This is a genomic window from Actinacidiphila paucisporea (assembly GCF_900142575.1).
Taxonomy (GTDB): domain Bacteria; phylum Actinomycetota; class Actinomycetes; order Streptomycetales; family Streptomycetaceae; genus Actinacidiphila; species Actinacidiphila paucisporea.
On record NZ_FRBI01000021.1, the window covers coordinates 28,357 to 48,960 of the forward strand.

18 protein-coding genes and 1 pseudogene are annotated in these 20,604 nt (G+C 73.6%); 13 read left to right on the forward strand and 6 right to left on the reverse strand.

Translation table 11 applies throughout. The features are described 5' to 3' along the window. Window position 1: 1 nt before the first annotated feature. The 4 genes from BUE44_RS25930 (at window position 2) to BUE44_RS25945 (ending at window position 3,728) form a co-directional block, all read left to right on the forward strand. Entirely contained in the window at window positions 2-721 is a 720-nt protein-coding gene (locus BUE44_RS25930; protein WP_407640062.1) for a hypothetical protein, read from the forward strand. A gap of 63 nt (window positions 722-784) precedes the next feature. Next, window positions 785-1,882, forward strand: a complete 1,098-nt coding sequence (locus BUE44_RS25935; RefSeq protein WP_073501415.1) for a segregation and condensation protein A — start codon at window positions 785-787, stop codon at window positions 1,880-1,882. Continuing rightward, window positions 1,879-2,571, forward strand: coding sequence for an SMC-Scp complex subunit ScpB (scpB, locus tag BUE44_RS25940; RefSeq protein ID WP_079190094.1), 693 nt, complete (start codon window positions 1,879-1,881; stop codon window positions 2,569-2,571). Before BUE44_RS25935 ends, scpB begins: the two co-directional genes overlap by 4 nt. Then, a complete protein-coding gene (locus BUE44_RS25945; protein WP_073501416.1) occupies window positions 2,571-3,728 on the forward strand; it encodes a pseudouridine synthase in 1,158 nt (385 codons plus the stop codon). Before scpB ends, BUE44_RS25945 begins: the two co-directional genes overlap by 1 nt. A gap of 1 nt (window position 3,729) precedes the next feature. On the opposite strand, the gene BUE44_RS25950 is transcribed toward BUE44_RS25945, so the two are convergent. Beyond that, complete coding sequence (locus BUE44_RS25950) at window positions 3,730-4,452, reverse strand: nucleotidyltransferase domain-containing protein (RefSeq protein ID WP_073501417.1); 723 nt, start codon at window positions 4,450-4,452, stop codon at window positions 3,730-3,732. A gap of 215 nt (window positions 4,453-4,667) precedes the next feature. Here BUE44_RS25950 and BUE44_RS25955 point away from each other — a divergent pair, with 215 nt between their 5' ends. The 4 genes from BUE44_RS25955 to der all read left to right on the forward strand — a co-directional run bounded on the left by BUE44_RS25955 (window position 4,668) and on the right by der (window position 8,838). Continuing rightward, window positions 4,668-5,753 carry a prephenate dehydrogenase gene (locus BUE44_RS25955; RefSeq protein ID WP_073501418.1) on the forward strand — a complete coding sequence of 362 codons (1,086 nt, stop codon included), beginning with the start codon at window positions 4,668-4,670 and terminating at the stop codon, window positions 5,751-5,753. A 210-nt stretch (window positions 5,754-5,963) separates the two neighbouring features. Continuing rightward, window positions 5,964-6,644: a (d)CMP kinase gene (gene cmk, locus BUE44_RS25960; protein WP_073501419.1), complete on the forward strand. Its 681-nt coding sequence runs from the start codon at window positions 5,964-5,966 to the stop codon at window positions 6,642-6,644. Window positions 6,645-6,721: 77 nt separating this feature from the next. Then, window positions 6,722-7,306 carry a lysophospholipid acyltransferase family protein gene (locus BUE44_RS25965; protein ID WP_079190104.1) on the forward strand — a complete coding sequence of 195 codons (585 nt, stop codon included), beginning with the start codon at window positions 6,722-6,724 and terminating at the stop codon, window positions 7,304-7,306. Window positions 7,307-7,380: 74 nt separating this feature from the next. Further along, the gene (gene der / locus BUE44_RS25970) at window positions 7,381-8,838 is read left to right on the forward strand and encodes a ribosome biogenesis GTPase Der (protein ID WP_073501421.1); all 1,458 of its coding nucleotides are present in this window, start codon (window positions 7,381-7,383) and stop codon (window positions 8,836-8,838) included. 15 nt (window positions 8,839-8,853) lie between these two features. Here der and BUE44_RS25975 read toward each other — a convergent pair whose 3' ends face one another. Further along, the gene (locus tag BUE44_RS25975) at window positions 8,854-9,102 is read right to left on the reverse strand and encodes a hypothetical protein (protein WP_107415843.1); all 249 of its coding nucleotides are present in this window, start codon (window positions 9,100-9,102) and stop codon (window positions 8,854-8,856) included. 608 nt (window positions 9,103-9,710) lie between these two features. Next, window positions 9,711-10,544, reverse strand: coding sequence for a hypothetical protein (locus tag BUE44_RS25980; RefSeq protein ID WP_107415839.1), 834 nt, complete (start codon window positions 10,542-10,544; stop codon window positions 9,711-9,713). A 204-nt stretch (window positions 10,545-10,748) separates the two neighbouring features. Here BUE44_RS25980 and BUE44_RS25985 point away from each other — a divergent pair, with 204 nt between their 5' ends. From BUE44_RS25985 to BUE44_RS25995, 3 genes and pseudogenes are all read left to right on the forward strand, one after another. Continuing rightward, window positions 10,749-11,378, forward strand: coding sequence for a LysM peptidoglycan-binding domain-containing protein (locus BUE44_RS25985; protein ID WP_073501423.1), 630 nt, complete (start codon window positions 10,749-10,751; stop codon window positions 11,376-11,378). A 139-nt stretch (window positions 11,379-11,517) separates the two neighbouring features. Further along, window positions 11,518-12,801 (forward strand): glycosyltransferase, encoded by a 1,284-nt coding sequence (locus BUE44_RS25990; protein WP_073501424.1) that lies wholly within the window; start codon window positions 11,518-11,520, stop codon window positions 12,799-12,801. Window positions 12,802-13,094: 293 nt separating this feature from the next. Continuing rightward, window positions 13,095-13,298: pseudogene (locus BUE44_RS25995) on the forward strand (hypothetical protein); the annotation flags it as partial. A 73-nt stretch (window positions 13,299-13,371) separates the two neighbouring features. Here the strand turns inward: BUE44_RS25995 and BUE44_RS26000 are convergent. Beyond that, window positions 13,372-14,406: a phosphatase PAP2 family protein gene (locus BUE44_RS26000; protein WP_073501425.1), complete on the reverse strand. Its 1,035-nt coding sequence runs from the start codon at window positions 14,404-14,406 to the stop codon at window positions 13,372-13,374. Between the two features lie 314 nt (window positions 14,407-14,720). On the opposite strand from BUE44_RS26000, the gene BUE44_RS26005 reads away from it, so the two are divergent. Then, on the forward strand, window positions 14,721-16,304 hold the full coding sequence (locus BUE44_RS26005; protein WP_073501426.1) for an MFS transporter: 1,584 nt from the start codon (window positions 14,721-14,723) through the stop codon (window positions 16,302-16,304). A gap of 64 nt (window positions 16,305-16,368) precedes the next feature. Further along, window positions 16,369-17,577 carry an acyl-CoA dehydrogenase family protein gene (locus BUE44_RS26010; protein WP_073501427.1) on the forward strand — a complete coding sequence of 403 codons (1,209 nt, stop codon included), beginning with the start codon at window positions 16,369-16,371 and terminating at the stop codon, window positions 17,575-17,577. Window positions 17,578-17,634: 57 nt separating this feature from the next. Here BUE44_RS26010 and BUE44_RS26015 read toward each other — a convergent pair whose 3' ends face one another. Together BUE44_RS26015 and BUE44_RS26020 are read right to left on the reverse strand one after the other, a co-directional pair. Next, entirely contained in the window at window positions 17,635-19,815 is a 2,181-nt protein-coding gene (locus tag BUE44_RS26015) for an MMPL family transporter (protein WP_235002457.1), read from the reverse strand. A gap of 148 nt (window positions 19,816-19,963) precedes the next feature. Further along, on the reverse strand, window positions 19,964-20,407 hold the full coding sequence (locus BUE44_RS26020; protein WP_073501428.1) for a cell division protein SepF: 444 nt from the start codon (window positions 20,405-20,407) through the stop codon (window positions 19,964-19,966). Window positions 20,408-20,604 lie beyond the last annotated feature (197 nt).

The window sequence follows — 20,604 nt, forward strand, 5'->3', positions numbered from 1 at the left end:
CATGCCGGGCGCCGACGAGCTGTTCCGGACCACCGGGGGTGCGGCGCTTCAGGCACCGCAGCCCCGGCAGCAGCCGCAGCAGCACGCCGGTGGCGAGCCGCGCGAGCCGCAGGGCGACGCGCGGCCGCGGTCCGGGCAGGAGCCGGGCCGGGACGGCGAGGCGGCGCAGGGCGACCCCGACACGGCCGGCGACGGCCAGGACCGCGGCGGCAAGGACCAGGGCGGCACCGCGGAGCACGGCGGCCGGGACGTCCCCGGGGGCCGCAGGCCGCTCGGCGGCGCGGGCACCGCGGCAGCCGGTTCCAGCGGGGGCACGGCGACCGCCACCGTCAACGGCAGCTCCACGGCGCCTTCGCACCCGCACGTGCCGGCACAGCAGCCGTACGCGCCCTCGACGGCCGCACAGCACCCCCTCCCCCCGCCGGTCACCGCGCAGCCGCCGCAGGCCCAGCCAGGGCCGCAGCAGGGCGCGGCCCGGCGCAAGGCACCCCGGCAGAACCGCCGCCCCAGCGGGCGCGAGCGGCACGACGAGAAGATCACCGTCTACGTGTCGGCCGAGGAGCTGATGGACCTGGAGCACGCCCGGCTGGTGCTGCGCGGCGAGCACGGCCTGGCCATCGACCGGGGCCGGATCGTCCGCGAGGCGGTGGCCGTGGTGCTCGCCGACCTGGAGTCGCGAGGCGACGCCAGCATTCTCGTACGCAGGCTCCGCGGGCGCTGAGCCCCGCGGAAGCCGCCCCGGGGGAGGTAGCCTGCCGTTTTCGCCCCCGCACCCTGGACCGCGATGCCGACCACCACGACCGACGACCCCGACCGCCCGCGCCGCCGCCTCGGCCGCGGCGCCCCGACCTGGGCGGAGCCTGTCGCGACGGACGCGGCCGGGCACGTGCCGCAGGACGTGGACGGGCACGCGGCGGCCGTGGCGGTGGACGGCCCCGACGACGTACCGGACCACCCGCCCGTGGACGCACCGGCGGCGGACGTACCGCCCGTGGACGTACCGGCAGCCGATCCGCCGGGTGGGGCGCCCGCCGGGGCGGAAGCGGGCGACGGGCGGTTCACCGTACGGCTGGTGAATTTCGAGGGGCCGTTCGACCTGCTGCTGCAGCTGATCTCGAAGCACAAGCTGGACGTCACCGAGGTCGCGCTGTCCAAGGTCACCAATGAGTTCATGGCGCACCTGCGGGCCATGGGGCCGGACTGGGACCTCGACCAGACCACCGAGTTCCTGGTGGTCGCCGCCACGCTGCTGGACCTGAAGGCGGCCCGGCTGCTGCCCGCCGCCGAGGTCGAGGACGAGGCGGACCTCGCGCTGCTGGAAGCCCGCGACCTGCTCTTCGCCCGGCTGCTGCAATACCGCGCCTACAAGCAGATCGCGGCGATCTTCGCCGACCGCCTGGAGCAGGAGGCGCTGCGCCACCCGCGTACCGTGGGCCTGGAACCGCAGCACGCGGACCTGCTGCCCGAGGTGGTGCTGAGCATCGGGCCCGAGCGGTTCGCGCAGCTCGCGGTCAAGGCGATGCAGCCCAAGCCCCGGCCGCAGGTCTACGTGGACCACATCCACGCGCCCCTGGTCAGCGTGCGCGAGCAGGCCGAGCACGTGATCGCGCTGCTGCGGGAGCGGGGCGCGGCCAGCTTCGGCGACCTGACCGCGGACGCGCCGGACACGCTCACCGTGGTCGCCCGCTTCCTGGCGCTGCTGGAGCTCTACCGGGAGAAGGCGGTCGCGCTGGACCAGGAGGAGGCGCTGGGCGAGCTGCGGGTCCGCTGGACCGGCGGGGAGCAGCCGCCGGACACCCCGCTGGTGACCGACGAATTCGACCAGGAGGCCGCGGCCGCGCCCGCCAAGGACCGCAAAGCACCGAACGGAGAGCAACGATGACGGACGTGGCGGATCTCACCGCCGGGCTCGACCTGCCCGAGCAGAAGGCCCCGCCGACCGGGCTGCTCAGCGCGGCCACCGCCGGTCTCGACCTGAAACCGGCACTCGAAGCGGTGCTGATGGTGGTGGACGAACCCGCCACCGAGGAGGCGCTCGCGAAGGTGCTCGACCGCCCGCGCCGGGCCGTCGGCAAGGCGCTGCGCGAGCTGTCCGACGACTACACCCGCGAGGGCAGGGGCTTCGACCTGCGCCTTGTCGCCGGCGGCTGGCGTTTCTACACCCGGCCCGACTTCGCGCCCGCGGTCGAGAAATTCGTCCTGGACGGCCAGCACGCCCGGCTGACCCAGGCCGCGCTGGAGACCCTCGCGGTCGTCGCCTACCGGCAGCCGGTCAGCCGTTCCCGCGTCTCGGCGGTGCGCGGGGTCAACTGCGACGGCGTCATGCGGACGCTGCTGCAGCGCGGTCTGGTGGTCGAAGGTGGGACGGAACCCGAGACAGGTGCGATCCTGTACAGGACGACGAACTACTTCCTGGAACGCATGGGCCTGCGCAGCCTTGACGAGCTGCCCGCGCTCGCCCCGTTCCTGCCGGAGGCGGACGCGGTCGAGGCGGAGTCCCAGGAGGGACTGCCGTCGTTCGACCCGGACGCGCCGGACGAGCCATCGACCCTTGCGAATACGGAAACTTGATGCGAAGCAGCGACAGGAACAGCGGCGGCGGCGACCGTAACCCCCGGGGCGGTGCCGACAGGCGCGGGAGCGGCGGCCAGGACCGCAGAGGGTCAGGCGCGGGCTCCGGCCGCGGCGCCGGCTCCGGCGGGCGCGGCGGCGACGCCCCCCGGCGCGGGGACGGCCCCGGGCGGGCCGACGGACCGCCCCAGCGCCCCGCCAAGCCGCGCCCCGAGGAGCGCCGCTACGACGTCGGCAGCACCGGCCAGTCCGGTGCGAACAAGCCCGGCGGCATGCCCCGCACCAAGCCCGGCAGCAACAAGCCGACCGGGAACCGCGGCCGCGGCCAGGTCCCGGCCCGCCCCCGCGAGCTGGACGCGCAGATCGAGGAGCGCAACCGGCAGCGGCACAGCAAGCCCAAGCTGAACCTGCCCAAGACCTTCCCCGGCGCCGAGCAGGAGGGCGAGCGGCTGCAGAAGGTGCTGGCCAGGGCGGGCATGGGCTCCCGGCGGGCCTGCGAGGAGCTGATCGAGCAGCACCGCGTCGAGGTCAACGGGCGGATCGTCACCGAGCAGGGCCTGCGGGTCGACACCGAGCACGACGAGGTCAAGGTCGACGGCCTGACCGTGGCCACCCAGTCGTATTTGTTCTTCGCGCTGAACAAACCCGCGGGGGTCGTCTCCACCATGGAGGACCCCGACGGGCGGCAGTGCCTCGGTGACTACGTCACCAACCGGGAGACCCGGCTCTTCCACGTCGGGCGGCTCGACACCGAGACCGAGGGCCTGATCCTGCTCACCAACCACGGCGAGCTGGCCCACCGGCTGACCCACCCCCGCTACGGCGTGAAGAAGACCTACCTCGCCGCGATCCAGGGACCGCTGCCGCGCGACCTGGGCAAGCAGCTCAAGACCGGGATCGAGCTGGAGGACGGCTGGGCCAAGGCCGACCACTTCAGGATCGTGCAGAACACCGGGAAGAACTACCTGGTCGAGGTCACCCTGCACGAGGGCCGCAAGCACATCGTGCGGCGGATGCTCGCCGAGGCGGGCTTCCCGGTCGACAAGCTGGTCCGCACCAGCTTCGGCCCGATCCCGCTGGGCGACCAGAAGTCCGGCTGGCTGCGCCGGCTGACCAACACCGAGGTCGGCATGCTGATGCAGGAGGTCGACCTGTAGGTCAGCCCGGTGAGGCGGCGTCCACGGACGCCGCCGCCTCCGCCGACGCCCGCCGGACCCGCACCACGAAGTCCTCCACCCTGGCCCGGTCCGGCTCCTCGGGCAGCGGGGTCCGGGCCGCGGCCAGGTCCACCTCGCCGTGCAGCGTCCGCATCCAGCCGCGGGTCTCCTCCCAGCTCAGCTCGCCCCGCCGCACCGCGAGCAGGTCGTCGCGCCGGTCGCCGACGTCGATGGCCAGGGCGCCGGTGCGCAGCAGGTCGCGGCAGCTGATCAGCAGCCGCAGCAGATGCATGGCGTGCTTCCAGCGGGGCTCGCCGCGGGTGCGGATGTCCGCTTCGAGGCGGCCGAGCTGCTGGGCCGCGTAGCCGCGGAAGCTCGCCGCGACCCTGCGGGACAGGAAGGCGTCCCGCAGGTCGAGCAGCTCCCGGCCGGTGGCGTCCGCGTACTCGACCAGCGGTGAGTGCAGGCACTCCAGCACGTTGGGGTTGGCACGCAGCGCGAGGGTGCAGAAGCGCTCGACCTCCCAGGAGAACTCCTCGTCCCGCGGCCCGCTGACATGCGTCGGGGGCTTGTCCAGCCGCCAGAACAGCGGCGCCGGGGCCACGAACACCCCGCGCAGGTCGGTGTCGCTGCTCTCGGTGGCAAGGCCGAACGCCCGCGAGCCCATGACACACGCGTAGACCGTGTGCTCGCGCACGAGATCGTGCCCCAGAGATTCACGCATGGGCGCGATTATCGCCATCCTGTACGCCCGCCCGCCGGGGTTTTCCTGCTTCGGACGGTGACCAGGGGGTTTACGGTGAGTACGGGACGCCTGGTGCCGGCCTCGCGGGTGGCGCGTCTCGCGGTACGGTCCCGGGTCTCACCGGCGGCCCGCGCTGGCTAGGCTGGACGACCGCACCCCGGCCGTACACACCCCCTCCGCAAGGACACCGCCACGTGAGAACCGCACTCGTCATCGGCGCAGGACTCGTCGGTACGTCGGCAGCGCTCGCGCTCACCGCCCGCGGTGTCGACGTCCGGCTCAGCGACCTGGACGACTCGGCCGCCAGGACCGCGGCGGCACTCGGCGCGGGCAGCGCCGTGCCGCCCGCGGACACCGTCGACCTGGTCATCGTCGCGGTGCCCCCGGCGCACGTCGCGGCCACCCTCGCCGACGCGATGACCCGTGGCCTGGGCCGGGGCTACCTGGACGTGGCCAGCGTCAAGGGCGGCCCGCGCCGCGACCTGGAAGCCCTCGGCTGCGACCTGTCGGCCTACGTCGGCACGCACCCGATGGCGGGCCGCGAGCGCTCGGGGCCGCTCGCCGCCACGGAGGACCTCTTCGAGGGCCGCCCCTGGGTGCTCACCCCCACCCCGGCCACCGACACCGACGTGCTCAACCTCGCACTCGAACTGGTCGCGCTGTGCGGGGCCGTTCCCGTCGTCATGGACGCCGAGGCCCACGACCGGGCCGTCGCGCTGGTCTCGCACACCCCGCAGCTGGTGTCCAGCATGGTCGCCGCCCGGCTCGAACACGCCGAGGACAGTGCGGTGCGGCTGTGCGGGCAGGGCATCCTCGACGTGACCCGGATCGCCGGGTCGGAGCCTGCGATGTGGATGGACATCCTCGCCGCGAACCCCGGCCCCGTCGCCGACGTCCTCGCCGACCTCGCCGCCGACCTCGGCAGCACGGTGGAGGCGCTGCGGGCGCTGCAGAGCGCGGACGACGCGAAGCGCCGTGACGGCGCCGCCGCGGTGCGGGACGTGCTGGTCCGCGGGCGGGCCGGCCGCGCCAAGGTACCCGGCAAGCACGGAGCCGCCCCGAAGGCGTACGAGGTCGTCGCCGTCCTCATCGGCGACCAGCCCGGCGAGCTGGCCCGCCTCTTCGCCGACGCCGGCTCCGCCGGGGTGAACATCGAGGACGTGCGCATCGAGCACAGCACAGCCCAGCAGGCCGGCCTGGTCCACCTCTTCGTCGAGCCGCGCTCGGCCCCCGTGCTCGCCGCCGCCCTGCGCGACCGTGCGTGGTCGCTGCGGCCGTAAGTCCCCCCGGGCTGCCGTGTCCGCATGTCCCGGGGCCTTCCCGCCGCCGTGGCCGGGCGCGCAGTTCTCCCCCAGAGCTTCGCCTGGGGGTGCCCCCACGCGGCCCTTCGGGGCTCAGGCACTCCGGGGGATCGGGGGGACCCGATTGGCCGGTAATCTAGGTGGGATGGCCCGGCGCCCAGCCGGGTGGCACGAGGAAGGCCTTCCGCTGTGGACAACCCGGTGATCGTCGCCATCGACGGCCCCTCCGGCACAGGCAAGTCCAGCACTTCCAAGGCGGTCGCCGCCAAGCTCGGGCTCAGCTATCTGGACACCGGCGCGCAGTACCGGGCCATCACCTGGTGGATGCTGGCCAACGGCATCGACGTCGACGACCCGGCCGCCGTCGCGGACTGCGCGGGCAAGCCGTCGATCGTGTCGGGCACCGACCCCCTCGACCCGCAGATCAGCGTCGACGGCGTCGACGTGACCACGCCGATCCGCTCGCAGCAGGTCACCGCCGCCGTCAGCGCGGTCAGCGCGGTGCCCCAGGTCCGTGCCCGCATGGTCGAGACCCAGCGCGCCGCCGCCGCGACCGCCGCCGCCGGCATAGTGGTCGAAGGCCGCGACATCGGCACCACCGTGCTGCCCGACGCGACAGCGAAGATCTTCCTCACCGCCTCCGCCGAGGTCCGCGCCGCCCGCCGCAGCACCGAGCTGAAGGGCGCGGTGAGCCTCGCCGCCACCCAGGAGGCGCTGATCAGGCGGGATGCCGCCGACTCCGGCCGCAAGACCTCCCCGCTGGCCAAGGCCGACGACGCGATCGAGGTCGACACCTCGGAGCTGACCCTGGACCAGGTCGTCGACCGTGTCGTCGCCCTGGTCGAGGAAAGGCGGGCGACCGTCAGGTGACCACCGAGCACCACCAGGCTCCCGCGCTGCCCAGCCCGCGCGGCGCGGCCGTGGCCCGCGGTATCGGCATCGGCCTGATGAACGGCCTGTGGCGCCCCCGGGTGCTCGGCGCCTGGCGCATCCCCGCGCGGGGCCCGCTGATCCTGGCCGGCAACCACGCGCACAACATCGACGGCCCGATGCTGATCGGCACCTCACCGCGCCCGGTGCACTTCCTGGTGAAGAAGGAGGCCTTCGTCGGGCCGCTCGACCCGTTCCTGCGGGCGATCGGCCAGATCGAGGTCGACCGGTCGCGCGCCGACCGCACCGCGATCGCCCACGCGCTCGGGGTGCTGGAGCACGGCGGCGTGCTCGGCATATTCCCCGAGGGCACCCGCGGCGGCCCGGAATTCGCCGAGCTGCGGGCGGGACTGGCGTATTTCGCGCTGCGCTCCGGCGCGCCCATCGTGCCGGTCGCCGTGCTCGGCAGCGCCCACAAGGGCCGGCTGGTGTCCGCACTGCCGCCGCTGCGCAGCAGGATCGACGTCGTCTACGGCGAGGCCTTCGCCGTCGGCGACAGCAGCGGGCGGCGCACCCGCAGCGCGCTGGACGCCGCCACCCTGCGCGTCCAGGACCGGCTGACGGCACACATGGCCGAGGCCCGGCGGGCCACCGGCCGCTGAACCACCGCCGCCGCACCGCACCGGCTGATGCCGGGTGGGGCGGCGCGCACCACTGTTGACCGACGGAGAGACCAATGGACCAGCACGACCAGCACGGCGAGACCGGCGCGCTCGGCGACGCCGAATACGCCGAGTTCATGGAACTCGCCGCCGAAGAGGGCTTCGACCTCGAAGAGGTCGCCGACGACCTCGCGGAGGCGGGCCACGGCCCGCTGCCCGTGCTCGCCGTCGTCGGCCGGCCGAACGTCGGCAAGTCGACCCTCGTCAACCGGATCATCGGCCGCCGCGAGGCGGTGGTCGAGGACAAGCCGGGCGTCACCCGCGACCGCGTTACGTACGAGGCGAACTGGAACGGCCGCCGCTTCAAGATCGTCGACACCGGCGGCTGGGAGCAGGACGTCCTGGGCATCGACGCCTCGGTCGCCGCGCAGGCCGAGTTCGCCATCGAGGCCGCCGACGCGGTGGTCTTCGTGGTCGACGCCACCGTCGGCGCCACCGACACCGACGAGGCCGTCGTCAAGCTGCTGCGCAGGGCGGGCAAGCCGGTCGTGCTGGCCGCCAACAAGGTCGACGGGCCCTCCGCCGAGGCCGACGCGGCGGCGCTGTGGAACCTGGGCCTCGGTGAGCCCTTCCCGGTCTCCTCGCTGCACGGCCGCGGCACCGGCGACCTGCTGGACGCGATCCTCGACGTGCTGCCCGAGGCGCCCGCCATGACGTTCGGCGACGTCGTCGGCGGCCCGCGCAGGATCGCGCTGATCGGCCGGCCGAACGTCGGCAAGTCCTCCATGCTCAACAAGATCGCCGGCGAGGACCGGGTGGTCGTCAACGAGATCGCGGGCACCACCCGCGACCCCGTCGACGAGCTGATCGAGCTGGGCGGCATCACCTGGAAGTTCATCGACACCGCGGGCATCCGCCGCCGCGTCCACCTGACCGAGGGCGCCGACTACTACGCCAGCCTGCGCACCGCGGCCGCCCTGGAGAAGGCCGAGGTCGCGGTGATCCTGGTGGACGTCGCCGAGACGCTCGCCGAGCAGGACACCCGGATCATCTCGATGGCCGTCGAGGCGGGCCGCGCGGTCGTCATCGCCTACAACAAGTGGGACCTGCTGGACGAGGAGCGCCGCTACTACCTGGAGCGGGAGATCGAGCGCGACCTCGTCCAGGTGCAGTGGGCGCCCCGGGTCAACGTCTCGGCACGCACCGGGCGCCACATGGAGAAGCTGGTCCCGGCCATCGAGGCCGCGCTGGCCGGCTGGGAGACCCGGGTGCCGACCGGCAGGCTGAACGCCTTCCTCGGCGAGATCGTCGCCGCCCACCCGCACCCGGTGCGCGGCGGCAAGCAGCCCCGCATCCTGTTCGGCACGCAGGCCGGCACCAAGCCGCCGCGCTTCGTGCTGTTCGCCTCCGGCTTCCTGGAGGCCGGCTACCGGCGCTTCATCGAGCGCCGGCTGCGCGAGGAGTTCGGCTTCACCGGCACCCCGATCCAGGTCTCGGTCCGCGTCCGCGAGAAGCGCGGCCGCAAGAAGTAGCCCTCCGGGCGGGCCTCAGCGCTCGTTCATCCGGTTGTCGGGGCGGCCCGGCGGCAGCGCCGCCGGGCCGTTCCCCCGGTGCCGCCCCGCCGACGTCGGCGGGAAGTCCGGCCGCCAGGCGGAGAAGCCGTTGAACTGCAAGGACTCCTCGCCGGTGCGGTCCCCCGGTAGCGTACGGAAGAGCCGGCGGTATTCGCTGTACAGAGCGTCATAGATCGGCGTGGCCGTGCCACCACCCCCGGAGGAGTCCTGCGCGCTGCGCATCGACGGGATGTACCGCTGGAAGGGGGACCGGGAGGAACCGTCAAAGGTCTGCACGTATCGCCAACGACCTGGCCTTCCGCCAGGATGCGGTCCGCACGACTGAACTTACGCTCCGCTGAGGTCCCAAGTCGGTGCCCCTTCCGCAAGGGGCCACGCCTCCCCCGGGCACGGGGGTCCAGCGGTGCCCCTGCCGCAGGGACGGTGCCCGACCAGGGCACGCGGTCGTGCGGCTTCCCTTCCGCAGGGCGGCGCGCCTCCCCGAGCGCGGGGGCTGAGCGGCGCCCCTTGCGCAGGGCGGCGCGCCTTCCGGGGCGCAGTCCGTGCGGCTTTTCCCTTCCGCAGGGCGGCGCGCTTTCCCGGGCGCGGGGGCTCAGCGGTGCCCATTGCGCAGGGACGGTGCCCTTCAGGGGCGCGGGGAACTGCGCGACGAGCCGTCGACGGGCTGCACGTCGCCACCGTCCGAAAGGGGCTGTTCGGTCCTCCCCCAGAGCTTCGCCTGGGGGCGCCCCCCATCTCGCTTCGCTCGGGACCACCGGCCGGTGGCCGGTTGCGCGCGCAGTTCCCCGCGCCCCTGGGGCGTACCCCCTTGCGGAAGGGGAGCCGCACGACTACGTCGTGCCGGCTAGTGGCATGGTCGCGCCGACCAGCTGCCCCCTGGCACAGGCCTTGGCGAGAGCATCCCGCATGAGATCCTCCCGCGGCTGCCGGCCGATCGAGCCGGCAGGCCCTGCGTAGACGTAGACCGCGTTCGTACGGCTGACCGCCGCGCGCCAGCCGTCGCTGACCTGGAGCGGCTGGTGGGCCTGCCACCACGCGGTGGCGGGCGCGCCGCCGGCCGCCGGCTGGAGGACGGCGTGCAGCTTGCCCATCGCGAGCAGCACCGACCAGCCGGCCAGCGGCGACGGCGGCGCCGCCAGGTCGAGCTGCGGCATGAAGCCCTGCTCGATGAGCAGCGGCAGGAAGTCGTCACCGCCGCCGGTGGCACCGACGCGGGCGACCGGCCCGGTCGGCTCGATGACCAGCGCCGGACACAGCGCCTCCTCGACGATGATCAGCCCGCAGGTGATGCCGAGCACCGCCTGCCGCGGCGCCGCCCCCGGCGAGGGGGCGGCCGGCTGAACGGGGACGGCCGGCGGCGCGGCGAAGGCCGGCGCCGGATGCTCCTCCTCGCCCGAGATGCTGCGTACGGCCCCCTGGAGCTGCTCCTCCGACACCGGCACGACCTGCGAGGGGATGCAGGCGGCGTGCGCGAACGCCAGCACCGCGGTCTCGTCGCCGACGAAGAGCACGGTGCTCGTCCGCTCCTGCCCGGTGTCCCCTGGCGTGCGGCAGGACGTGCAGTCGTACGTGCCCGGCGCGTTCTCGCCGGCGAGGAGCCGCTGTGTCTCCTCCTCGCCGATCTCGGCTCGTACCTCGTCGCTCACGTCGAGCAGGGGCGCCACGGGAGTCTCCTTGGTCCGTTTGGCCGGGCCTGCCCCGGCGCACTGTGACAACGGCCGGTCTGCGCCGGGAGTCACGGTTTGCCGGAGCGCGGGTTGGCGGGGCAGGCCGGCGCGGGGGAGCGGATGGGCCGAACGGGTGCGGTGCGGCGCGGGGCGGGGCGTGCCGTCCCCGAGGGCGGGGTTGTGCCTGCTTAGCGTGTGCCGATGAGCGAGAAATCGTCTTATCGTCATAGTCCGCGACGGCACCGCGTCGCCGTCCTCGCCGGCCTCGGCACCGCAGCCCTGCTGCCGCTGATCACCCAGCCCGCCGAGGCCGCGCAGACCGTAACCGACCGTCCCGCGACCGCCCACGCGGCCCTGGGCACCCCCGCGGAGCAGCCCCGACAGGCCGCGGCGGGGGCGGTGGAGCGGGCCCGCTCCGTCTGGGACGACCTGGCGATGTGCGAGAGCAGCGGCGACTGGCACATCAACTCCGGCAACAGCTTCTACGGCGGGTTGCAGTTCTGGCAGCCCACGTGGGTGATGTTCGGCGGCCTGAAGTACGCCAGGCGCGCCGACCTGGCCGCCCCCGAGCAGCAGATCGCGGTCGCCGAGGCCGTGGTGCGGGTCCAGGGCTGGGGCGCCTGGCCGGTGTGCTCCAAGCGGCTCGGGCTGGCCGACCACAAGGACCCCGTGCACACCCTGCACACCGTGCGCGGCGGCGAGACGCTGTCGGACATCGCCGCCACCTACCACGTGTCCGGCGGCTGGCAGCGGCTCTACACGCTGAACAAGGCCGTGGTCGGCGCCGATCCGAACAAGCTGGCCGCCGGAGCGGTCCTCACCCTCGACTGACCCGCCCGGCGGAGGGCAGCCGTCCGCACCCCGATCCCGCTTCGGGCATCCGCGGGTTGTTAGGGTCGGGGGTCGACAGTCCGTCAGCCCCCGGCCCCAGTCCACCGGGGCGGGACGCGATCCGGGGACCTGCCTGCCGATGCGTATCGTCTTCCTGCTGCACAACGCTTACGGCGTCGGTGGCACCATCCGCACCACCTGCAATCTGGCGGGGGCACTCGCCGCCGAGCACGAGGTCGAGATCGCCTCGGTCTTCCGCACCCGCGAGAAGCCCGCCTTCGCCTACGACCCGCGGGTGCGGCTGCGCCCGCTCGCCGACCTGCGCACCGAGAACCCGGCACGGCTGCACGAGGACCCGCGGGCCGCCCGACCCGCCACGGTCTTCCCGCGCGGCGACCGGAACTACCCGGAGTACAGCGCGCTGACCGACGACCTGATCGGCGAGTACCTGTCGGGGCTCGACGCCGATGTCGTGGTCGGCACCCGCCCAGGGCTCAACGTGCACATAGCCAGGCAGGCCCCGCGGCGTCTGGTGCGGGTGGGCCAGGAGCACCTGACGCTCGACACCCACTCCACCCGGCTCACCGTGGCCCTGCGCCGCTATTACCCGGCCCTGGACGCGGTCACCACCACCACGCAGGCCGACGCGGCCGTCTACCGCCGCAGGATGCCCGGCATCCGCGCCACCGGCGTCCCCAACGGCGTGCCGTCGGCGGGCGACGCCGTCTCCGACGGCAGCGCGCGCGTCGTGGTGGCCGCGGGCCGGCTCGTCGAGGCCAAGCGCTACGACGACCTGATCCGCGCCTTCGCCACCGTGGCCGCCGCCCGCCCCGACTGGACGCTGCGGCTCTACGGCAAGGGGACGCGGCAGGCGGCGCTGGCCGCCCTGATCGCCGAGCTGGGCCTCGGCGACCACGTGCGGCTGATGGGCGCGGCCACGCCGATAGAGCCGGAATTGGCCAAGGCGTCGGTCCTGGCCGTCACGTCCTCCCTGGAGTCCTTCGGGATGACGATCGTGGAGGGCATGCGCGCGGGGCTGCCGGTGGTCGCCACCGACTGCCCGCTGGGGCCGCGGGAGATCGTCAAGGACGGGGTGACCGGCCTGCTGGTGCCGCCGCGTGACGTGCCCGCGATCGCCGGGGCGCTGCTGAGCCTGATCGAGGACGACGAGCGCCGCATGCGGATGGGCCGCGCCGCGCTGGCCGCGTCGGACGCGTACGACCCTGCGGTGGTCGCCGAGCGCCACCTGCGGATCTTCCGCGAACTGCTGGACGTCCGGCGCCGGCCCGCGGCGGGGCCGAGGGCCGCCGTGCGCGCCACCGCGACCCGGGCGGCCTGGCCGGTGCTGACCGCGATCGACGTCGCGGGGGCGGCCCGCAGGGCAGCGGTCAGAAAGGCCGGGCGCCGGCCGGCCGGCCGCTGACGCGCGCGTCGAATCGCAATCCGTTCCGCATACCGGTCACCGGGCACGGCGGGCATTGCGGAGAAGTTGTGTGGAAGTTGTGCACACAGGAAATTCATTGACCGGCCGGTATTCGCCGCCGCGGCCGTGCGGAAAGGCACGATCCGTGACACGTGGCAGCCGACCGGCGGCGTACACCCGTCCGGAGGCCTACGGTGGCAGGCATGGCGCCCTCACCGCACTCCCACGACCCGGACTCCTCCGACCAGGACTCCTCGGCCCCGACGCCCGGCGACCCGGGCGACCAGGGGTCCCCCTTCCCGGCCCCCAACCCGCACGACGACCTCGACGCCTACGCCGGACTCCCGCAGGAGCAGGCCGAGCGGCGGGCGTACGACCACGGATGGCGGACCGTGCGCAGCCTGCCGCCGGACGCGGTGGTGACGATGGAGTACGTGGCGGGGCGGCTGAATTTCACCGTCGCCGACGGCCGGGTGCGGCGCTGCTGGATGGGCTGAGCGCCACGGCACACGAACGGGCCGGGCGCCGTACGGAATACGGCACCCGGCCCGTTGGGCCGTTCGGGGTGGGTCAGCCGACGACGCCCCGGCCCCGGGCGGCCTGCTGGTGGACCAGCGGCGGGGCGGGACGCGGGCGGTCCGGCGGCCGGCGGCTGCCGGCCGGGGTGCTCGGGGTGCGCTCGTGGCGGCCGGCCGGCGACCGGCCCGGCGCGTGCGGGCTGTTCGCCCCGGGCGCCGTCGCCGCCGCGGCGGGATTCACCGCCCCGCCCGCGCTGCCGGCGGTCACCGAGTGCCGGGTCGCGGGCGCGGCGCCCGCCGTCTCGTCCTCCTGCCGGGCGAGCGCGCCCGCCGGAACCGCCTGCCGCGCGAGGCTGTGCGAGCGCCGTCGCCGGCGCTCCCACGCGGTGGTCAGGAAGGACTCGGCCGAGGCCATCGCCGGCTCGAACCACGGCAGCGCCAGCAGGATCAGCAGTCCCGCGGCCCAGCCGAGCAGGACGTCGCTCACCCAGTGCGTGCCGAGGTAGACCGTCGTCGCGCCCACGCCGAGCGCCAGCAGGGCGCTGGCCACCGACCCCCAGCGCCTGGCCCGCGGTGTGGTGGCCAGGTAGGCCAGAACGCCCCAGGTCACTACCGCGTTGGCGGTGTGACCCGAGGGAAATATGTCGCCGCCGGCGAACATCTCGGCCGATCCGACGTTCGTCGCGTAATGCGGTCCAAGCCGTCCGAGGCCGTATTTCACGGCCCCCACGGTGATGTTCAGAAGGAGCAGTGAGGTGCCGAGCACCAGCAGGGGGTGCAGAGTGCGGTGGCGCCACGCCCGCCAGCCCAGCCAGGCGAGCACCATCACGGCGGTGGGGCCGCGCTGGCCGAGAACCACGAAATAGTCCAGGAACGCGTGGATCTGCGGCCATTGTTTGTAAGGACGCCAGAGCATGACCTGCCAGTCGAGCGTCACCAGCTTGGAGGTGGTGAGGACGCCCACGACGATGGCCACGTAGACCGCCAGCGTCGCACCGAACAGCCATACGCGTGTTCGACTCATCCGCGGCAGGGCGCGGCTGGTCGGGCGCTCCGCGTCGCGGTGGAGCCTGTCATCGGTACGCACCCAATCGACGTTACAGCGTGTGACGGCATTGGTCGGCCGTACGGCCTGCTTTGTAATGACGATGTGATGTGGACTGCGTCTCACCACCCCTTTGGCTGACGGGGTTTCGGCGAAATACGGGAAGGTTTGAAGTTTATGTTCGGGTGTTGATCCTCACACCGGCCCGTTCTTATTTATCGCTTATTTCCCCGCCCTTTCTCCCGAGTTTCCCGTCCGATGTCCGGTGCGTCGTGTCCGGTCGGCCGCCTCGCGGCCCCCGGAGCCGCCCCGGACCTCCGTTACGCTGGCGGTCACCCGTACGTGGAGGTAGGCCTATGACGCGGCCGGTCAGCCGGTGGACCATTCTGGTGGTCCTCTGCGTCAGCCTGCTGATCGTCGCGCTGGACGCGACCGTGCTGCACGTGGCGGTGCCCGCGCTCACCGCGGACCTGCACCCAGGCGCGCAGGACCTGCTGTGGATCGTCGACGCGTACCCGCTGATCGCCGCCTCGCTGCTGATCCTGTTCGGGACGCTCGGCGACCGGATCGGCCGCCGCCGGGTGCTGCTCACCGGCTACGCCCTCTTCGGCGCCGCCTCCGCGCTGGCCGCCTTCGCGCCGACCCCGCACGTGCTGATCGGCGCCCGCGCGCTGCTCGGCGCGGGTGGCGCCATGATCATGCCCGCCACGCTGTCGATACTGCGGCAGGTCTTCCCCGACCGGCGGGAGCGGGCGCTGGCCATCGGCATGTGGAGCGCGGTCGCCGCGGTGGGCGCCGCCGTCGGCCCGGTGCTCGGCGGTTTCATGGTCGAGCACTTCTGGTGGGGCTCGGTCTTCCTGGTCAACATCCCGCTGATGGCGGTGATGCTGGTGGCGGGCCGGCTGCTGCTGCCCGAGTCGCGCGGCGGCTGCGACGGACCCTGGGACGTACTCGGCGCGGCCACCGCCGCGCTCGGCGTGCTGGGCACGGTCCTCGGCGTCCAGCGGCTCGGCGCGGGTTCGGCCCCGCTGGACGCCCCGGTATGGCTGCCGCTGCTGGCCGGCGTCGCCCTGCTGGTGGCCTTCGTACGCCGCCAGCGCCGCCGCAGGCACCCGCTGATCGACGTCCGGATGTTCGCCCAGGCGGCCTTCACCACCTCGGTCGGCTGCATCGTGCTGGCGATGCTCGCCCTGGTGGGCCTGGAACTGATAGCCGTGCAGTATCTGCAACTGGTCCTCGGCCTGAGCCCCTTCGACACCGGCCTGCGGCTGCTGCCGCTGACCTTCGCCGCGATGGCCGCGGGCCTGGCCGGCGCCCGGCTGCTGCAGCGCTTCGGGCCGCGGCGGATGGTTGCCGGCGGCTTCCTGCTCACCGCGCTCGCCGTGCTGTCGCTGACCGCGATGGGCGAGCACGACCGGCCGCTGCTGCTGACAGCCGCCTTCGTGATGCTCGGAGCCGGCCTGGAGACCACGCTCTTCGGCGCCTACGAGTCGATGCTCAGCGGGGCCCCCGCCCACCAGGCGGGCGGCGCGGCGGCGATCGGCGAGACCTCGTACCAACTCGGCGCCGGCATGGGCATCGCGCTGCTCGGCAGTGTGATGAACGCCGCCTACGCCCCGCGTGCCGCCGGTGTCGGCGCCGCCGACACCGCCGCGGCCGGCCAGTCGCTGGGCGAGGCCTACGACGTCGCCGACCGGCTCGGCGGCGGCAGCGGCGCCGCGCTGCGGCAGGCCGCGCGACACTCCTTCGTCTTCGGCATGCATCTGACGCTGCTGGTCAGCGCGGTGCTGCTGGTCGCCGGCGCCTGCGCGGCGCTGCGGCTGCCGCGCGCCATGGAATGCGCCCCGCGCGAGACCCGGCCGGCGCTCAGCCGCGACGCGCAGCTCCCGGCGCGCCAGGCGGCGCCCGCGGCCGTACGCTCTGGACGCGCGGCGGACTGAACCGTAACGTCGGCCCCGAGCCCGTTGTTACCACTGCTAGTTTTTCCGGCCGGAGGTCCCTGCCATGCCGCCCGCAGCGAAAGCGTCCCCGTCCGGCCTGCCGCCGTTCGACCCCTACGACCCGCTGGGCCTCGACGACCTGCTGACCGACGAGGACCGCGCGGTCCGCGACACCGTACGGGCCTGGGCCGCCGACCGGGTGCTGCCGCACGTGGCCGGCTGGTACGAGCGCGGCGAGCTGCCCGTCATCCGCGAGCTGGCCCGCGAGCTGGGCGCGATCGGGGCGCTCGGCATGCCGCTGACCGGCTACGGCTGCGCGGGCGCCAGCGCCGTGCAGTACGGCCTGGCCTGCCTGGAACTGGAGGCCGCCGACTCCGGCATCCGCTCCCTGGTCTCGGTGCAGGGCTCGCTCGCGATGTACGCCATCCACCGCTACGGCTCCGAGGAGCAGCGGGAGCACTGGCTGCCGCGGATGGCCGCGGGCGAGGTCATCGGCTGCTTCGGGCTCACCGAGCCCGACCACGGTTCCGACCCGGCCGGGATGCGCACCCGCGCCCGCAGGGACGGCTCCGACTGGGTGCTCGACGGACGCAAGATGTGGATCACCAACGGCTCGGTCGCCGGCGTCGCCGTGGTGTGGGCGCAAGCCCACGACGGCATTCGCGGCTTCGCCGTCCCCACCGACACCCCCGGCTTCAGCGCCCCCGAGATCCACCACAAGTGGAGCCTGCGCGCCTCGGTCACCAGCGAGCTGGTCCTGGACGGCGTACGCCTGCCCGCCGACGCGGTGCTGCCCGGCGCGACCGGGTTGCGCGGCCCGCTGAGCTGCCTGAGCCACGCCCGCTACGGCATCGTGTGGGGCGCGATGGGCGCGGCCCGCGCCAGCTTCGAGGCGGCGCTCGACTACGCCCGCGGCCGCGAGCAGTTCGGCCGGGCGATCGGCGGCTTCCAGCTCACCCAGGCCAAACTGGCCGACATGGCCGTCGAACTGCACAAGGGCATCCTGCTGGCCCACCACCTCGGCCGCCGGATGGACGCGGGAAGGCTGCGCCCCGAACAGATCAGCTTCGGCAAGCTCAACAACGTCCGCGAGGCCATCGACATCTGCCGCACCGCCCGCACGGTGCTCGGCGCCAACGGCATCTCGCTCGAATACCCGGTGATGCGGCACGCCACCAACCTCGAATCGGTGCTCACCTACGAGGGCACCGTCGAGATGCACCAGCTGGTGCTGGGCAAGGCGCTCACCGGGTTGGACGCCTTCCGCGGCTGACGGCCGGGCCCGCGCCGGCCGCCTTTCCCGGGTGCCCTTGTCGACACGGAGCCGTGTCTACATGTGCACCCGTGGCAGGACCCGGTCGAGCCACCGCGGGAACCACCAGTTGGACCGGCCCATCAGGAACATCGTGGACGGCACCAGCAGCAGGCGTACGACCGTCGCGTCCAGCACCACGCTGACCGCCAGGCCCAGCGCCAGCATCTTGACCACCACCGTGGGCGACACGGTGAAGGACAGGAAGACCGCCGTCATGATGAAGGCCGCGCTGGAGATGACCCGGCCGGTCGCCGACAGGCCCGCACCGACCGACCCGGTGTTGTCCGCCGTGCGGTGCCAGGCCTCGGAGATCCGCGACAGCAGGAAGATCTCGTAGTCCATCGAGAGCCCGAAGACGATCGCGAACATCATCATCGGCACGTACGACTCGATCGGCACCGCCTCGGGCAGCCCCAGCGCCCCGGCCGCCCAGCCCCACTGGAAGACCGCGACCAGCACGCCGTAGGAGGCGCCGGTGGTCAGCAGGTTGAGCAGGACCGCCTTGAGCGGGATGACCAGGCTGCGGAAGACCGTCATCAGCAGCAGGAAGGCGGCGAGCAGCACGATGCCGATGATGATCGGCAGCCGGTCCTTGACCGTGTCGCGGAAGTCGAACTGCGCCGCGGCGGTGCCGGTGACGTAGCCGTGGGCGCCGGTGCCGCGCAGCGCGTCGGAGAGCACATGGCCGGTCAGGGCGTTGAACAGCGCGCCGGTGGTGGCCGACTGGGGGTCGCCGGTCGCGGTGACCGTGCCGACCAGCAGCTTGCCGTCGGGCGTCGGCTGCAGCGCGGTGGCCTCGGCGATGTCCGGGGTGCCCTGCAGCGCCTTGTCGACGTCGTCGCCGATCTGGTCGGCCGGCACGTTCGACCCCGAGACGTCGACGACAACGGTGAAGGGGGCGTTGGCGCCCGGCCCGAAACCGGGGCCCTGCGCGTCGGAGACCAGGTCGAAGGCGATCCGGCTGGTGCTGCCCGACGCCCCGGCGCCGTCGTCGACATGGCCGAGCCGCATCGAGAACAGCGGCACGGCCAGCACCGCGAGCAGCGCGACCCCGCAGGCCAGGAAGGCCGCCGCGTGCCGGGAGACCAGCCGGGCGTAGCGGTGCCAGCTGTCGCTCTCGCCCGCGGTCTCGGCGACCGGCCGCCGCCGTACCGTCCAGCGGTCGATGGCGCGGCCGGTGAGCGCCAGCGCGGCGGGGACCAGGGTCAGCGACGCGGTCGCGGTGACCACCACGGCGATCGTGGCGGCCAGCCCCAGCTTGCCGATGAAGCTCAACCCGCAGGCGTACAGGCTCAGCAGCGCCACCGCGACCGTCGTCGCGGCCACCAGCACGGCGTGGCCGCTGGTGGAGCTGGTGCGCGCGACCGCGTCGGCGGGGGAGCGGCCCTCGATCAGGTCCTGCCGGAAACGGGTCGTCAGGAAGAGGGCGTAGTCGATGCCGACGCCCAGCCCGATCATGGTGGCCAGCGTCGGCGCCGACGTGGCGAAGGTGACCACGCCCGCCACGATGCCGACCACCCCGATCCCCACCAGCACGCCGACCAGCGCGGACAGCAGCGGCAGCACGGCGGCCAGCACGCTGCCGAAGACCAGCAGCAGGATCAGCAGGGCCGCGCCGATGCCGACCAGTTCGCTGGCCAGGTCGTCGGCCGGGGCGGTCGTGACCTGGTCCAGGCCGCCGCCGTAGGCGACCTGGACGCCGTCGGACCTGGCGGGCGCGGTCGCCTTGTCGAGCTGGTCGACGTAGCCGTGGCCCAGCGACTTGAGCTGCTCGTCGAAGGAGACGGTGGTGTACGCGGTCGCGCCGTCCTTGCTGGTGACCGGGGAGGAGGCACCTGTGGCGTGCGGCATCGCCTTGAGGTCGGTGATCGCCGAGTCCACCGCCTGCTGATGGTCCGCCACCGTGCCGCTGCCGGTGTGGAAGACGACCAGGCCGTTGGGGGCCGCGGCCGCCGGGTCGGACGCGGTGAGCAGGGCGGCGCCGGTGTCCGACTGGCTGCCGGGCAAGCTGAGCTGATCGCTGAAGGTCGCCCCGACGAGGTGCCGGCCGCCGAGCGCGGCCACCAGCACCACCAGCCAGAGCGCGATCACCCAGGGCGAATGCCGGGCGCAGAAGCTGCCGAGCCCGGCGAGCCTGCCGGCGGGGACTCCGGGAGTGCCGGGCGGTGCCACGGGACCGGGCGGGACGGACGGCACGACGCCTCCAGAGGACGGTCGGAATCATCCCGAGTCTTCCGGAATCCGGCGGGCGGGCGGGGCCGACAGGCCGTGCGGTCCGGGGGCGCGCGGACGCGCCGGGCAGGACTCCCACCGGACGCGGTCGGCGGTCCGGTGAGAGCCCTGCTCAGTTCTGGTTGAAGAAGCCGTCGCCGCCGCGGCGGTCGTCGGCGTTGAGCACCGAGTAGTCGGCGGGGGTCAGCAGGAAGACCCGGGTCGCGACCCGCTCGATGGACCCGCGCAGGCCGAAGGTGAGGCCCGCGGCGAAGTCGACCACGCGCTTGGCGTCCGCCGACTCCATCCCGGTGAGGTTGACGATGACCGGCACGCCGTCGCGGAACAGCTCGCCGATGCCGCGTGCGTCCCGGAAGCCGTCAGGGGTGACGGTGGCGATCCGCCGGCCCTGCTCCTGCGCGGACTCGGTGGCGACCCGCACCCGCGGATCGGTCACCCAGGTCTCGGCACGCTCGGAGCCCTCGCCGTAGTCGGCGTACTCCTCGTCGTAATAACCCTCGCCACCATTGTCGTCGACGAGGCCCAACCAGGCACTCGCCCGTCGAACCGATCCCATGGACGCCTCCTCTCTCACACGCGGTCAGTACCGTCCGTCCGCAAGTCCTATCGTCGTGCATGATGTGGATGACGCGCCAAGCGGATAGCCGCCACTCAGGCGAGTTGTGACGGTACTGGCACACACGATAGTGGCGTACCGTCAGCCCGCCGGAGGTGTAGGGAAGGTGACGATCCGATGGGAACGCATTTCACGTC

What these genes read in the sequence shown, in the direction of transcription:
- BUE44_RS25930 (WP_407640062.1), top strand. Translation starts at nt 2, where the DNA reads ATGCCGGGCGCCGACGAGCTGTTCCGGACCACCGGGGGTGCGGCGCTT.
- BUE44_RS25935 (WP_073501415.1), top strand. Translation starts at nt 785, where the DNA reads ATGCCGACCACCACGACCGACGACCCCGACCGCCCGCGCCGCCGCCTC.
- scpB (WP_079190094.1), top strand. Translation starts at nt 1,879, where the DNA reads ATGACGGACGTGGCGGATCTCACCGCCGGGCTCGACCTGCCCGAGCAG.
- BUE44_RS25945 (WP_073501416.1), top strand. Translation starts at nt 2,571, where the DNA reads ATGCGAAGCAGCGACAGGAACAGCGGCGGCGGCGACCGTAACCCCCGG.
- BUE44_RS25950 (WP_073501417.1), bottom strand. Translation starts at nt 4,452, where the DNA reads ATGCGTGAATCTCTGGGGCACGATCTCGTGCGCGAGCACACGGTCTAC.
- BUE44_RS25965 (WP_079190104.1), top strand. Translation starts at nt 6,722, where the DNA reads ATGAACGGCCTGTGGCGCCCCCGGGTGCTCGGCGCCTGGCGCATCCCC.
- der (WP_073501421.1), top strand. Translation starts at nt 7,381, where the DNA reads ATGGACCAGCACGACCAGCACGGCGAGACCGGCGCGCTCGGCGACGCC.
- BUE44_RS25975 (WP_107415843.1), bottom strand. Translation starts at nt 9,102, where the DNA reads ATGCGCAGCGCGCAGGACTCCTCCGGGGGTGGTGGCACGGCCACGCCG.
- BUE44_RS25985 (WP_073501423.1), top strand. Translation starts at nt 10,749, where the DNA reads ATGAGCGAGAAATCGTCTTATCGTCATAGTCCGCGACGGCACCGCGTC.
- BUE44_RS25990 (WP_073501424.1), top strand. Translation starts at nt 11,518, where the DNA reads ATGCGTATCGTCTTCCTGCTGCACAACGCTTACGGCGTCGGTGGCACC.
- BUE44_RS26005 (WP_073501426.1), top strand. Translation starts at nt 14,721, where the DNA reads ATGACGCGGCCGGTCAGCCGGTGGACCATTCTGGTGGTCCTCTGCGTC.
- BUE44_RS26010 (WP_073501427.1), top strand. Translation starts at nt 16,369, where the DNA reads ATGCCGCCCGCAGCGAAAGCGTCCCCGTCCGGCCTGCCGCCGTTCGAC.
- BUE44_RS26020 (WP_073501428.1), bottom strand. Translation starts at nt 20,407, where the DNA reads ATGGGATCGGTTCGACGGGCGAGTGCCTGGTTGGGCCTCGTCGACGAC.